This window comes from Candidatus Defluviilinea gracilis, from assembly GCF_057138825.1.
The window spans coordinates 229,320-243,531 of record NZ_DBNHEF010000074.1 but is presented as its reverse complement, the minus strand read 5'-3'; the positions used below and the strand labels follow the sequence as shown (position 1 = coordinate 243,531).

Annotated in this window: 14 protein-coding genes; all 14 read right to left on the bottom strand. The window is 58.9% G+C overall.

Annotated elements, in window-relative coordinates; all coding sequences use genetic code 11:
- Window positions 1–45: 45 nt before the first annotated feature.
- The 14 genes from AC16KF_RS13865 to AC16KF_RS13800 all read right to left on the bottom strand — a co-directional run bounded on the left by AC16KF_RS13865 (window position 46) and on the right by AC16KF_RS13800 (window position 14,202).
- On the bottom strand, window positions 46–1,917 hold the full coding sequence (locus AC16KF_RS13865; protein ID WP_484037922.1) for an aldehyde ferredoxin oxidoreductase family protein: 1,872 nt from the start codon (window positions 1,915–1,917) through the stop codon (window positions 46–48).
- A 236-nt stretch (window positions 1,918–2,153) separates the two neighbouring features.
- Window positions 2,154–2,405 (bottom strand): MoaD/ThiS family protein, encoded by a 252-nt coding sequence (locus AC16KF_RS13860; RefSeq protein WP_484037921.1) that lies wholly within the window; start codon window positions 2,403–2,405, stop codon window positions 2,154–2,156.
- Window positions 2,402–3,721 (bottom strand): LeuA family protein, encoded by a 1,320-nt coding sequence (locus tag AC16KF_RS13855; RefSeq protein ID WP_484037920.1) that lies wholly within the window; start codon window positions 3,719–3,721, stop codon window positions 2,402–2,404. The genes AC16KF_RS13860 and AC16KF_RS13855 overlap by 4 nt, the downstream gene beginning before the upstream one ends.
- A 96-nt stretch (window positions 3,722–3,817) precedes the next feature.
- Window positions 3,818–4,459: an indolepyruvate oxidoreductase subunit beta gene (locus AC16KF_RS13850; RefSeq protein ID WP_484037919.1), complete on the bottom strand. Its 642-nt coding sequence runs from the start codon at window positions 4,457–4,459 to the stop codon at window positions 3,818–3,820.
- The gene (iorA, locus tag AC16KF_RS13845) at window positions 4,456–6,204 is read right to left on the bottom strand and encodes an indolepyruvate ferredoxin oxidoreductase subunit alpha (protein ID WP_484037918.1); all 1,749 of its coding nucleotides are present in this window, start codon (window positions 6,202–6,204) and stop codon (window positions 4,456–4,458) included. Before iorA ends, AC16KF_RS13850 begins: the two co-directional genes overlap by 4 nt.
- A gap of 56 nt (window positions 6,205–6,260) precedes the next feature.
- A complete protein-coding gene (locus tag AC16KF_RS13840) occupies window positions 6,261–7,172 on the bottom strand; it encodes an amidohydrolase family protein (protein WP_484037917.1) in 912 nt (303 codons plus the stop codon).
- An 18-nt stretch (window positions 7,173–7,190) separates the two neighbouring features.
- The gene (locus AC16KF_RS13835; RefSeq protein WP_484037916.1) at window positions 7,191–8,216 is read right to left on the bottom strand and encodes a zinc-binding dehydrogenase; all 1,026 of its coding nucleotides are present in this window, start codon (window positions 8,214–8,216) and stop codon (window positions 7,191–7,193) included.
- Window positions 8,213–8,632, bottom strand: coding sequence for an acyl-CoA thioesterase (locus tag AC16KF_RS13830; protein WP_484037915.1), 420 nt, complete (start codon window positions 8,630–8,632; stop codon window positions 8,213–8,215). The genes AC16KF_RS13835 and AC16KF_RS13830 overlap by 4 nt, the downstream gene beginning before the upstream one ends.
- Window positions 8,633–8,717: 85 nt before the next feature.
- Window positions 8,718–9,917, bottom strand: coding sequence for a thiolase family protein (locus AC16KF_RS13825; RefSeq protein ID WP_484037914.1), 1,200 nt, complete (start codon window positions 9,915–9,917; stop codon window positions 8,718–8,720).
- A gap of 1 nt (window position 9,918) precedes the next feature.
- Entirely contained in the window at window positions 9,919–10,686 is a 768-nt protein-coding gene (gene fabG, locus AC16KF_RS13820) for a 3-oxoacyl-ACP reductase FabG (protein ID WP_484037913.1), read from the bottom strand.
- A 29-nt stretch (window positions 10,687–10,715) separates the two neighbouring features.
- Window positions 10,716–11,171 carry a MaoC/PaaZ C-terminal domain-containing protein gene (locus AC16KF_RS13815; RefSeq protein WP_484037912.1) on the bottom strand — a complete coding sequence of 152 codons (456 nt, stop codon included), beginning with the start codon at window positions 11,169–11,171 and terminating at the stop codon, window positions 10,716–10,718.
- Between the two features lie 126 nt (window positions 11,172–11,297).
- The gene (locus tag AC16KF_RS13810; protein WP_484037911.1) at window positions 11,298–12,062 is read right to left on the bottom strand and encodes an enoyl-CoA hydratase/isomerase family protein; all 765 of its coding nucleotides are present in this window, start codon (window positions 12,060–12,062) and stop codon (window positions 11,298–11,300) included.
- A 110-nt stretch (window positions 12,063–12,172) separates the two neighbouring features.
- Window positions 12,173–13,210 carry an enoyl-CoA hydratase/isomerase family protein gene (locus tag AC16KF_RS13805; protein ID WP_484037910.1) on the bottom strand — a complete coding sequence of 346 codons (1,038 nt, stop codon included), beginning with the start codon at window positions 13,208–13,210 and terminating at the stop codon, window positions 12,173–12,175.
- A 149-nt stretch (window positions 13,211–13,359) separates the two neighbouring features.
- Window positions 13,360–14,202, bottom strand: coding sequence for a PaaX family transcriptional regulator (locus AC16KF_RS13800; RefSeq protein WP_484037909.1), 843 nt, complete (start codon window positions 14,200–14,202; stop codon window positions 13,360–13,362).
- Between the last annotated feature and the right edge of the window lie 10 nt (window positions 14,203–14,212).

The following is a 14,212-nucleotide window of genomic DNA, read 5'->3' as shown; positions in this document are numbered from 1 at the left end:
GAAAACGCAAAACGCCTGGACTCTTCATCATTCATAATTCATCCTTCATAATTTATCTTTCATCCTTCCAAAAATCAGACCGTCTATTTCCTCGATCCTCTCGGCAGAGACTCGCCCATCCGCGTCCCAGCCGCGTTCGGAATAATAATCATCGAGCATCTTTTGGAATTGCTCCCTGTCCACGTGGTGACCTTTCGTTTTGCGCGCGGGCATGGGGTCGTCGAAGTAGCGCTTGGGCAGGGTGTCGTCGGCGCGGGTCAAGCCGAAGCCCGCGTTGATGAGTCGCTCCGTGTCGAGCGTGCGCCGCCCCACGTCGCGGAGAGAGGCGGGAGTGTATTCCAGCCCTGTCGCGGCGGCGACCGAGTCGCAAAATTCCTGATAGCCCAGCAGATGCGGGCTGTTGAATCCGCGCGTGACGAAGCGGCACACGCCGAGGCAATCCGCGATGGCGTAGATGTCGTCGCCGTACGCCACGATGAGTCCCTTGTCTTTGTAGCCCGTCGGGTCGGGGTCGTTGACGCGCCCATAGACGTTCGCGCGCGCTTCGTCGGGAAGTTTGAAAACCTCCAGCGTGGGACGGTTGCGGAGGTGGTCGGCGCCGCGGCTGGCGACGGCGATGCCGAGCGCGAAGCCTTTGAAATACCTCACGTCGTGCGGGTCAGACTGCGGCAGGTTTTTGACGGCGATCAAATAATCGAGCGCCTCTTGCGGGAAGTAACGCGCCGCCTGCGTGCTTTCAGCGAGAATATCGCCGAACCCGCGCCGATGCGCGATATCTTCGATCAACGCATAGACGGTTTCGTAATCGCCCCAGACCAACGGCTTGCCTGTCAGCGAGTCGTCGATCAGCCCGCGCTGGTACAGTTCCATCGCCCAGCCGATGATCGTGCCAGTCGAAGAAGCGTCCAAGCCGAGGTCGTTGACCAGGTTGTTCAACTGGATGACCTGATCGGTGGGCGCAATGCCGATGTTCGCGCCGAGCAGGACGAGCGTCGAGTATTCGGGTCCTTCGCCGCCGAGCGTGTTGCGGTGACGGCAATGCACCACGCACGACGTGCACGCCAGCATCTTGTCGGAAAATTTTTCGACCTCTTCGCCGTTGAGCGTTTCCTCGAAAAAATTCTCCTGCGAGTTACGCGTGCGGATCGCGCCGAGTCGGTTGCTCACTTCGTACAACAGCGGCGTGCCGACCTTGCCCAACACCTGCACCACCTTCGAGTTTTTCAACTCTTCCTGTTGTTTGAGTCGCAACGCGCGTAACGTCTCCTTTTGCGCCACCTCGATCGCCGTCCCGCCGCGCGCCACGATGGCTTTGAGATTCTTGCTTCCCATCACCGCGCCCATGCCGCCGCGTCCCGCCGCGTTTTTTTGACCCGTCATGATCGCCGCCATGCGGACTTGATTCTCGCCCGAGGGTCCGATCACCGCCGAGACGGTCCCGCTTCCATGCCGCGCTTTGAGTTGGTCCTGCGTCTCGATGGCGTTCAACCCCCACAGCCCATCCGCCGCATGGAGGCTGATCTGCCCGTCTTCGATCAACAGGTAGGACGGTTTCTCGGCGCGCCCCAAAATGATGAGGCGGTCGAAGCCCGCCTTGCGCATCGCCGCCGCGAAGAATCCGCCGCAGTTGGCATCGCCGAGAATGCCGCTTTCGGGCGAACGCGCCGAGACGTTGAATCGCGCCGCGTTGGGAGCGATGGTCCCCGTCATCAGCCCCGCGCCGATGATGAGCGGATTCTCCGGACTGAGCGCATCCACACTGCGCGGGTCGCCGTGCTGGCGCAGATACTGGCGCAGGTATGCCATGTTCAGTCCGCGCCCGCCGAGATAGGCGCGCAGAAGTTCATCGGGCGTGGTCGTGATCTCGGTCTCGCCCGTCGAGAGGTTGATGATGGCAATTGGAGATGTGTAATTCAAAATTTACCTCATATTCGTACCGTACCGCAATCTTCAGATTGCGATTGCCACATGGGGCAAAGTAAACTTTGCCGTACAGCAATCTTTAGATTGCGCCTGCCAAATGGGCAAAGTGAACTTTGCCGTACCGCAATCTTCAGATTACGCTTGCCGCATGGGCAAAGTAAACTTTGCCGTACAGCAATCTTTAGATTGCGCTTGTCAAATGGGCAAAGTGAACTTTGCCGTACTGGGTCTTACCCTCCCGCCACAGGGTAGACGAAATGGGCGCGCGCGCCGTCTTGCAGGGGCGTATGCGCGTCGGCTTCCTCTTCGTCAATGAAGATGTTCGGCGGGCATTGATCGAAGTCCAGGCTCAGGCGTGGATAACGCTCGCGCAGGAGAATCAGCAGGGCGTCCACGTTGGAAGCGGGTGGGAGAGTCAGGTCAAGCTCGCGCTGTCCGACCGATCTCCAGAACGGTTCCGCGAGCCGCACATGAATGTTCATCGCAGGATCCTTTCGCGGCGGCGCGTCAACTCGTGATCGAGTTCCTCGTCGGTCACTTCCTGATGCGCGCGCTGGCGTCGGCTCATCACCGTGACGATGCGGCGCACGTCGTCTTCACCGAGCAGGTGGTTGGAGCGTTTCGCCACTTCGAGAATTTTCGTGACGTAGGCGGGGTTCTCTTCCATTTTATGTTTGCGTAAGAAGAAGCGCACGTTATGCTCGCCAGACATCGGACCGATTTCGATCTCGTGCGCGCGCCCGACCATGCTCGAAGGCACGCCGCAATAGACATGCTCCGCCAGCCACTCGTCGTTTTTGGTGAGAGCCTTGGCGATTGCCGCGGCATGAACGCCCGTGGTCGTGCGGAAGGCGTCGGCGCCGACGATGGGATAATTGAACGGGATGACCGCGCCGCATTTGTCGGCGATGACCTCGCAATATTCGGGCAGTTTCGTCAGGTCGCGGTTTCCCCAGCCGAGCAGGTTGAAGTTGACCAGCAGGAGTTCCATGGGCGTGTTGCCGCTTCGTTCGCCGATGCCCAAGCCGCAGGCGTGGACTCGATCCGCGCCCGCTTCGACGGCGGCGAGGGAGTTGGCGATCTCCAGCCCGCGATCTTTATGCCCGTGCCAGTCGATGCCCACCGTCGGGTCCACTTCATCCACCACCTTGCGGAGGAATGAGATCAACGCATGGACTCCATGCGGGGCAATGTGACCGACCGTGTCGGCGGCGCAAATGCGCTTCGCTCCCGACCTGATGGCTGTTTCGTACACCCGACGCAGAGTCTCAGGGTCGGCTCGCACCGTGTCTTCGGTGACGAACATGACGGGGATGCCGTGCTTGGTGGCAAAGGTGACGGCTTCTTCGGTTTGGCGCAACAGGAAGTCCACATCCCAGCTTTCGGCAAATCGGCGAATGGGACTCGTGCCGAGGAAGACCGCCGCTTCGAGCGGTATGCCGACCTCTTCGGAGACATCCACGATGGGGATGATATCGGCGACGACGGAACGCGCCGCGCTCTGCGGCTGGATGTCCATCTTCTGTTTGACGATTTCCTTCGCCAGCACGCTGACGTGATATTTGAACTTCTCGCCCGCGCCGCACAAACCTAAATCTGCCGCGTCCACGCCGAGGTCAGACATGAGGTATAGCAAATACACTTTGTCTTGAATCTCAGGCTGGATGACGGACGGCGATTGCAATCCGTCGCGCAGGGTTTCGTCGGTGACCATCACGCGCTTCTTCGGCGCCTCGGGCGCTTCGACGAGATTCCAATCGTAGATCAGTTCGTGCGTGTCGTTTGGATTCGCGGACATGGCTGACTCCTTTCTTCGACGCTAGAGAGCGTCTCCTACGCGCTTTCTTTTTTAACCACGAAGGCTTGCACTGAGCCTGTCGAAGTGACACAAAGATCACGAAGGTTTAAGAAATGTCTCTTTTTCCTTTGTGTACTTCGTGTCCTTCGTGTTTAAGGATTGCATCGCAACATAACCACATTCAAACGCCTGCAAATTACCGTTCAAATATTTGGCGGGGATGCGGAGCTTGAGCGTCTTATCCCACACATCCCGTTCGATGGGCAGCAGCGTGGATAACGCGCCGAGCATGACGACGTTTGCCATGCGGGCGTCGCCGAGGTCGCGCGCGGTTTGCGAGGCGGGCAGGGCGACGACTTTCATGCCCTTCGATCTGAGGAAATCAATCGTTTCGCGCGGGTAGATGCTTTCGGCGTTTGGCACCGAGCCTGGCACCAGTTCATGGTCGTTGACGAGGACCGTTCCGTGTTCAACGTTCAAGTAATGCGCGAAACGCAGGGCTTCCAATTTTTCGAGTCCGACCACCGCGTCGGCTTCACCTGGGGTGACGATGGGCGAGTGAACTTTTTCGCCGAAGCGGACGTGCGTTTCCACGCTCCCGCCTCTTTGCGAAACGCCGTGCACTTCGGTCTGCTTCGTGTCGTACCCCGCGTTGACGGCGGCGAGCGAAGTCAGTTCGGCGATGAGAAGCGATCCCTGCCCACCGACGCCCGCAAACATCAGGTTGTAGGTCTTCATGCGGTTTCCTCCGCGAGTTTGATGGCGTCCGTCGGGCAGACCTGGGCGCAGACGGTGCAGGAGGTGCATTCGTTGGCGGCGATGACGGGGAAATTTTGCGGCGTGCGCGTGATGGCGGGACACCACACTTTAAAGCAGGCGTCGCATTGCGTGCAGAGGTCTTCATGGATGAAGAAGGGAATGCGATGCGCGTGTTTGATTTCGGGGATCTGCTGGCACGGTCCACGCGCGATGACGACGGAAGGTCCCTTGAATGAAACGGCGCGGCGGATGACGTTGACGACTTCCTTGCGGTCCCACGTATCCACAACGGCGACGTTGGCAACGCCCGAGGCGCGGCACAACGCTTCGAGGTCAATTTGAGGCGCGGTCTGCCCCATCACATCCTTGCCCGAAACGGGATTGGGTTGGCTGCCCGTCATGCCTGTCGTCGAGTTGTCGAGGATGATGAGCGTGAGGCGGCTTCGATTGTAGACCGCGTCGATCAGCGGCGGGATGCCCGCGTGGATGAAGGTCGAGTCGCCGATGATGGCGACGGTGTTCTCGTGTCCCGCCTGCTCCAAGCCGACGGCGACGCCGATGCTCGCGCCCATGCAGAAGGTGGTGTGTTCCGCTTCGTAGGGATGCAACGCGCCCATGGTGTAACAGCCGATGTCCCCCGACACGGTGACGCGCAACTGCCTCAACGCGGCGAAGACGGTGCGATGTCCGCAACCGACGCAGAACATGGGCGGACGCATGATGAGGTTGACGCCGTCGTTGGTGAACGGCGCGGGCGGGTCGCCCAGCCCAAGCGTTTTCTGCAACCTGCCTGGCGAGTATTCGCCGATGACGCCGAAGAGTTCCTTGCCTGTGAGGTTTGCGATGCCCGCCCCGCGCATGAATTCTTCGATGAACGGTTCGCCTTCTTCGACGACGTACACGGTTTCGTATTGGGCGCAGAAATCGCGCAGAAGATTTGCGGGCAGGGGGTAGGTCATGCCGAGGCGCAGGACGCCCGCGTTCGGCAAAACTTCCTTCACGTATTGATACGAAATCCCCGAAGTGACCACGCCGATTTTTTTGTCCGCGCCTTCTTCGATTCGGTTGAAGGGACAGGTCTCGGCGTATTCGGCGAGAGCCGTCAGCGTTTTCTCAACTTCGGGACGGCGGATCAGGCGATAAATCGGGACAGAGAAGCGGTGGGGGTCGCGGTTAAATTCGCGGGTCTCCACTTCCTTCCGCTCGCCGACTTCCACCAATCCTTTGTGGTGCGCGAGCCTGGTCGTGGTGCGGAGCATGACGGGCGAGCGGAACTGCTCCGAGAGTTCGAGTCCTGCGATCATGAAGTCGTGACATTCCTGCGCGTCGCTCGGCTCGAGCACGGGCACTTTGGCGACGCGCGCGAGATAGCGGTTGTCCTGCTCGTTTTGCGAGGAGTGCATCCCAGGGTCGTCGGCTGAGATGACGACGAAGCCGCCGTTTGTGCCTGAGTAGGGGAAGACCATGAAGGCATCTGCCGCGACGTTGAGACCGACGTGCTTCATGGTGACCAGCGTGCGCAAGCCGCCGATTGCCGCGCCCATGCCTTCTTCAAACGCGACCTTCTCGTTGGTGGACCAGCGCGGGTTGGTTTCGGGGAAGCGCATCGCCAGCGTCTCGATGATCTCGGTGCTGGGCGTGCCTGGGTAGCCCGATACGAATTTGACTCCCGCTTCCCACGCTCCGCGGGCGATGGCTTCATTACCTAACAGGAATTCTCGCATAGTGTCTCCAGTATAGACTTTAGACCTGACAGGTTTTTAAAACCTGTCAGGTCTTTTTACAACTTCAAGATCCTTGCCGCGTTGTCGTGAAGGATTTTTTGTTTCGCTTCATCCGAAATATTCAAAGCGCGGATCGCTTCGACATTACGCCTCAGGTCGGGGTTGCCAGGCCAGTCTGAGCCGTAGATGACTTTGTCCGCGAGCATTTCGAGGCGCGGAAAATAATCCAGCAAATGTTTGGCGGGCAGACCCGAAATTTCCATGAACATGTTCGGGTGCCGCCGCGCCAGCCAGAACGCCTGGTCGTACCAGAACGGACGCCCCGAATGCGCCATCAGAATGTTCAGCTCGGGGAAGTCAATCGCCACGTCGTCGAGCAAAAGCGGATCGGCGTATTTGATGCGCGCGCCTTTGAAGACCGACGAACCCGTATGCACCATCATCGTCAGACCGAGTTCCTGCGCTTTGGCGTACAGCGGATACATGCGCGGGTCGTTGACGTAATGATGCTGGTAGGGCGGATAAACCTTGATGCCTCTGAAGTCGTATTCGTTTACAAGCCTTTCGAGTTCCGCGGCAAGATCGTTGACGAGGAATGGGTTGAGGCTGGCAAAGGGTAGCAACCGTCCGCGCGGACCTGAGGCGGGGTCGGCGATTGCGTTGGCTGACGCGCAGAGTTTGCCGACGTAGTCGTTATCCGCGACGCCTGTGGTGAGCGGCGAGACTTCCGCCAGACCGACCGCCAGGTCAATATCATGCGCTTGAAGATACTGGCGGATTCCCTGCGGGGTGAGAATGTCTCGGATGTAGGCATCGAGGTCTCCTTGATAATTCGAACGCATCCATTCCAGCACGGACGGCAGTTCGTGTTCGGGAAGCGAGAGGTGGATGTGGAAGTCTATGATCATGTGTGAGAGAGTAGTGAGCAGTGAATAGTGAGTAGTGAGCAGTGAACAGTTGTCAGTCACTGATGACTGATAACTGATCTACGGAGTAACCACCGACCGAATCCCTTCGCCTTTGCGAAGCGTATCGAACGCGACGTTGATCTGATCCAGCGGGAACTGCGCGGTGACAAGTTCCTTCACTTTGATGCGACCCTGACGCGCCAGTTCCAACACACGCGGATAATCCACCGCGCGACAGCCGAGCGAGCCGATGATCTCCATTTCGCGGTACATCACGCGCCCCGAGTCGAGCGTCATCGGTTTTTCGCTGTAACCGACCATCACGAATCGTCCGCCCGCGCGGATGCAGGAAAACGCCTGCGCCTGCGTGACGGGATTGCCGATCGCTTCAAAGCCGATGTCCGCGCCGCCGCCGCCCGCCAGTTTGCGGACTTCCTTGTCCACGCGCTCGACGTTCTTCGCGTTGACCGTCGCCTGCGCGCCGAGTTTCTTCGCCCATTCCAGTTTGGAATCGATCACGTCCACGGCGATGACCTTCGCCCCGACCGCCGAAGCGACCTGCACCAGATTCAAGCCGATGCCGCCGCATCCCACCACCACGACTGAATCGCCAGGTTTGACCTGTCCGCGATTGACGACGGCGTGATACGGCGTGGTGACCGCGTCGGCAATGATGGAACTCTCCACAAGCGGAAGTTCATCGGGCAAAGGGATCACATCCTTGGCGGGCGCGAGCACGTATTCGGCGTAACCGCCGTCCACGTTGTTGCCGAACATCATCATCTTCTCGCAGATGTTCTCGCGTCCCGTGCGGCACATGGCGCATTGACCGCATCCATACACGGCGGGGAGCAGGACGCGCGCGCCCTCCTTCCATTGCGCGACGCCCGCGCCCAAGCCCGCGATCATGCCAGAGACTTCGTGTCCCAGCACGAGCGGCGGCTTCTTGAAGGTGGGAACATCGTGGTCAATGTAATGCAGGTCGGTGTGACAGACTCCGCATCCCGCCACCTTGACGAGAACTTCGCCCGCAGACGGGGTGGGCGTGGGAATTTCTTCCATTGCCAGCGGTTGACGCGCGGCGTGAAATACGGCGGCTTTCATGAATGGCTCTCCAATGCCTTGCGAAAATTTTCGGGGACGCGCATCTTCTTCAGCGTGTTGCGCTCCGCCGTTACGACGGTGATCTCGCCTTTGGCGGTCAGGCGGTTGTCTTTGCTTTCGTTGAAAATTTCAAAATCGAAGCGCGCGCTCGAAGCGCCGACCTTTCCCGCGCGGCAGTGAATCCGCAGGAGGTCGTCGAAATAGGCGGGGGCGTGATACGAAGCGTGAGCGTCCACATACAGCATGTCGAAATCCTCTTCCAGCATTCGTTTGTAACTGAACCCGATATAACTGAGATATTCAACCAGCGCGACATCGAAGAGATTGAGGTACTGCGCGAAGTTGACGTGTCCCTGCGCGTCGGTCTCGTGGAAGCGCACCTTGAGGGTGGTTGAGAATGGATAAAGATCAGTCATCGCATAAATCTGAAACACGGAGACACTGAGTCACGGAGATTTTTTTATTCTCTGTGTCTCCGTGTCTCAGTGGTTTTCTCTTGAGTTATCCAGCGCGGACCTCCAGCACAATCGCCGCGGCGGTGTCGCCTGCCGCACAGCCTGTGAACAACCCATACCCGCCGCCGAGCAGGACAAGCTCTTCGATCATCTCCATCACCAGCCTCATGCCCGTCGGTCCCTGCGGATGACCCCAGATGAGCGACGAGCCGTAGTTGTTCATCCGATCGAGCGGAATGCCCAACTCGCGGTTGAGGAATACATCGTTCACCGCAAAGGGATTGTGAGTCTTGATCGCCTTAATGTCTTTGATGTCCACGCCCGCTTTTTTCAACGCGCCTCGCGCGGCGGGAGCGTTGGCTTTGGGCATGTATCCTTTTTCGGCACGTCCTTCGCTGAACGAAAGCAGTTGAATCTCGATCTTTGAATCTCGGCTGAGTTCGCGCGCCTTGTCCTTCGTGGTGACGATCATGCCCGCGTTGCCGTCGGCGGGATAGGTCTGCCCGCCGTAGGTGACCGTGCCATCGGGCAGGATAGGTTTCAGTTTGGCGAGTCCCTCCGCGGTGGACGGGAACACGCCTTCATCGTCCGTCACCGTAGCAACGACCTTCTTCCCCGACGGGTTGACCTCCACAACCGACATATATTTCTTATGAAACGCCGCGTCGTGTTCGAGCGCCTTTTGATATTGAGCGTAACGCATCAACATCACCTCATGTTGTTCGGCGGTGGTGATGTTGCAATCCTTCGCGGTATTCTCCGCCGTCTGGATCATGGCGTTGCCCACGAACGGGTCGCGGTTGAAGTTGTCCCACACCCAGTCTTCCGAGTCGCCGCGCGCGCCAGGGTTGGCGGGATTCGGATACAGCAGGTGAGGTCCGTTCGAGGTGCGGTCCGCCGTCACACAGAGGATCGAAGCGTCGTCCTCCGTCTCCACCGCCCGCGCCGCGCTCCCGATCACCCGCGCCGAAGTGGCGCACGCCTGCGAGAAAACGGGACCCGTGATCCCCTCCGCGCCGATCATGCCCGCCAGCCAGGGCGCTCCATAAAATGAAGCGGGCGCGGGCACGGTCATGCCGAGATAGACGTTGCTGAACGACGACGGCGAAATCATGCGCGCTTCCAACGCCTTGCGCGTCACATCCGCCGCGAATTTGATCGTATGCAAATTGGCGAAACTCCCCTGCCAGCGCGCGAACGGCGAACACCAATACCCGCCGTAGGGAATGTATGATTTCGCAAACATCTCACGCTCCCACGGTCTGACCGCCGTCCACGAAAATACATTGCCCCGTGATGAACGACGCCTCGTCGCTCGCCAGAAAAGCGTGAACCGCCGCGATCTCGCGCGGGTCGGCGAAGCGCTTGAGCGGGATGCGCTCAATCAAATTCGCCATGATGTTTTCGGGGATCGCCGCCGTCATGCGTGTCTTCGTCCCGCCTGGCGCGATGCAGTTCACCGCGATGTTAAAGCGCGCCAGTTCGAGCGCCAGCGTTTGCGTCACCGCCACCACGCCCGCCTTCGACGCCGCGTAATTCGACTGCCCCATGTGCCCAATCGCCGCCACCGAAGCCGTGCTGACGATGCGCCCATATTTCTGCTTGATCATTTCCACCGCCGCGATCTGCGAACACAGCCACGTCCCCTTCAGGTTCACCTCCAGCACCGCGTCCCATTGCTCGTCGGTCATCAACTTGACTTCGCCGTCCTTCACCCGCGCCGTGAGCGCGTCGCGCGTGATGCCCGCGTTGTTGATCAGGATGTCGAGCCGACCGTGTTCTTTGACGATCGAATCGACGACGCGTTGAACGTCCTCGCGCTTCGTGATGTTCGCCATCTCGCCTCTTACCTGACCCTGAGCCTGCCCCGCCTCTTTGAGCGTTTCCTCCAACCCAGCCTGATCCAGGTCCACTGTGACGACTTTCGCGCCATCCTGAAGAAAGCGCAGGACAATCGCCCGCCCAATGCCGTTCCCCCCGCCCGTGATCAACGCAACTTTATCCTTGAGTAACATACTGCCCTCCGATTATTTGTGCCGCAAACTTAAGTTTGCGAAACAGCCTTCATCAACAACGTCCATTCTCCCTCAACCACATTTTCATCGCGCTGGTTCTTCACGCGGACGGCAAACTTCACCACGCCCTTCTCAGGCTTGGAGGTGGGCTTCTTCTCGATGACTTCCATCTCCAGCCGAATCGTGTCGCCGAATTTCACCGCGCCTTTGTAGCGCGTCACCTGTTCCATCAGCGCAAGCGTGGTGCCTTCAAAGATGCCCATCCAGTTCGCCATGCCCGTCGCCATCGCAAGGATGAGCACGCCGTGCGCGATGCGCTCGCCCATCGGCGTGGTCTTTGCAAACTCGGCGTCGGTGTGCAGGGGGTTGAAATCGCCGGAAAGCCCCGCAAAGTTCGCCACGTCCGCCTCGGTGACGGTCCGCGCCTGCGACGGGTAGACCGCGCCCATTTCAAATTGCTCGTATGTCAGTCCGCGTGATGCCATAATGTTTCCTTTTCGTCTTTGCGTAGATTGCTTGTGTAGATTGCTTGTGTAGATTGCGCTCTCTAGCGCAATGCTCTGCGCCATGCCATCGGCGTTAGAGAACGCCGATTACGCGAGCGTCACCGATTACACGTGCTTCCAAACCGCCGCGCGTTTTTCCATGAAGGCGCTCAAGCCCTCATGCGCGTCTTCGGTCTTCATCAATTCGTCCAGATACAAGCGTTCCAGTTCCATCGCGGAGGAGTCCCACGCGCCGAAGCCGAGATGCAGGGCGCGTTTGGTCATCGTCAACGCCACGCGGCTGAGGGAGGTAAGTTTTGTTACCTTCTCTTCGACCCAGGCTTCCAACCCGTCGGCGGCAACCACCGCGTTGACCAATCCCATCTTCAAGGCTTCGTCGGCTGTCAACGCGCGACCCGTGAAGAGAATATCCGCCGCGTTGCGATAGCCGACCAACTGCGGAAGTCTCATCGCGGCGATGGGGGCGATGGCGGCAAGTTGAACTTCGGGCTGTCCGATCTTTGCGTTGTCGGTCATCACGGCGAGGTCACAGCATAGAACCAGTTCGCATCCGCCGCCGAGGGCGTGCCCGTGAACGACGGCGATCGTCGGCGCGGGAAAGTTCGCCAACGCGCGGCAGACTCTGTCGAACAGCGGAATCATGCCGCCGACTTTGTCGGGCGTGTGGTCTGCCACGTCCACGCCTGCCGAGAACATCTTCCCTTCGGCGTTCAACACGAGCACGCGAAGCGACTCGTCGCGAGTCAACTCCGCCAGCGCAGACTCGAGTTGAGTCAGGGTGGCGATGTCAAGCACGTTAAGCGGAGCCCGCTTCAAGGTCAGGAAAGAGGCGCCGTTCTTCGTCTCAACGGAAATGAATGAGTCGGTCATCTGATCTCTTTTTCACTTCTGGCGGACGCGGACGAGCGCAGATGTACGCGGAAAAAGTTTTTGAAAATCCGCGTTTTCCGCGTCCAAAATAGAAAGAGCGGCGAACTGGATCATTTCAAATCCGCGCCGCAAACGCCGCAGTGGGTGAATTCTTCGGGCAAGGCTTTCGCGCCACAGGAGGGGCAAGTCTTTTCGTAGGCGCCCCAGATGAACTCGCTGCTTTTGCCTTGCGCGGCGCGTTCGCGCAACATGCGATACCGCGCGGGGCGTTTTTCGACGAACGCGCTCATGCCTTCGAGCGGCTCCCATGAGGTGTAGTGGATCGAGAGCCAGTCGCGGGCGGGACCGATGGTCTGATGCCAGCTGAAATTCTTCCAGAAGTTGATCTGTTCTTTGGTGAAGCGGATGCACTCGGCGAATTTGTCCACGAGTTCCTGCGCGAGCGTTTCGACGGCTTCGTCGAGTTTGGAGAGGTCAATACTGTAGCCGTCGGCGCCTTTTTGGGCTTGGGCAATTTGTTCGGGCGTGGCATGTTCGATGAACGCGCCGTCCTTTTTGACGGACGGCACGACCTGATTGACGAGTCCCCATTCGAGGGCTTGGTAGGCGGGGATGCGGCGGTTCGTCATCAACATGTAGCGGGCGCGGCGGTCGCCGACGGTGATGGGCAGCCATTGAGTCGCTCCGCCCGCCGCCACGCTTCCAACTCCCGCGCCGACCTGCCCCACCCAGGCATGTTCGGCGATGACGGCGAGATCGCAGGCGAGATTCGATTCGTTGCCGCCGCCGACCGCCATGCCGTTGATGCGCGCGATGACGGGCTTGCCCGTGTTGACGATGCTTTCGATGTAGGCGCCAAAGAGGCGCATGTATTTCCAATAGTCGTGCGGCGAGCGCGTGTAGCGTTCCTGATATTCTTTCACATCGCCGCCCGTGCAGAAGGCTTTGTCGCCCATGCCCGTGTACACGATGACCGCCACTTCATCGTCGAACGCGGCTTGGCGGAACGCCTGCGCCAGTTCTTCGAGCGCGTTGGTGCTGTATGAGTTGTACACATGCGGACGGTTGATGGTGATGCGCGCCACCCAGTTCGCTTTTTCGTAGATAATTTCTTTGAAGTCGGTCTTTTTGTCTTTCAATACATCCATGCTGGTCTCCGTTTTGAAAAAAGATTCGTTCAAACCATTACCACAAAGGACACAAAGGTCACGAAGGAAAAACGTTGAAGAATAATTTCCTTTCCTTTGCGCGCTTTGTGTCGTTGTCGTGAAGCGCAAGATGAATCTTGCGTTACTTGTTATCGCGCGGGTTCGGCGGCGACGATTTCGTCCACGAACTGGTTGGCGGGTTTTTCCAACAAGCCGCGATAGTCTTCGAAGAACTTCCGCGCTTTGAAGCCGATCCAATCGGGCGGGAGCAGGGCGGCGGGCAGGTTGGGGTCTATGAGCGGGAAGCCCTGAAAATGATGCAACAGCCAGAAGCGGCTGACGAAGCTCTCGTCCATTTTTGGCGGGGTATGTCCATTGTTTTTGCGGGCGAGATATTCTTTTTCAAATTTGGCGATGAACTTTTTGTATTGAGCGGCAAGATGAGACAAGTTCCAACAGCGGCGGACGAGTTCCTGGTCTTCGGACGGTCCCATGTGGATGCCTGAAAATATCTCGATGTAGTCCTGTATCCCCAGTTCATTGCACAGCGCGAGGATGTCCGTTTGGCGGTTACGAGGCGAGATCCACATGTTCGGCGCGAGTTGACCGAACCCATACCAAGGGAGGCGCGTGCGAAAGGCATGACGCAGACTGCGCTTCTTTTCTGGCAGGGAGAAGACAATGATTTGCCACATCCCATCCCATTCTTTGACGGGACCTTCGTAGATGCGCTGTCCGCCCTGGACGAGGAGCGACCAGCCGCGCGGGGTCAGCGAGTATTGACTGCGCCGCCCGTCTTTGCGCGCCGAGAGCCAGCCTTTGCTCGTCATGCGCGAAAGCGTGAGACGCGCGGCTCGCTCTCCGACGCCGAGTTGGTCGAGCAGGCGAAGCAGGCTCGAGGTCCAGATGGAACCGCCGCGCGGGAGGATGAATTCGCCGAAGAGGGTGAATATCAAAAATTGAGTGCGGACAGATGGCGTTATCGGCGACATGACGGCGCGT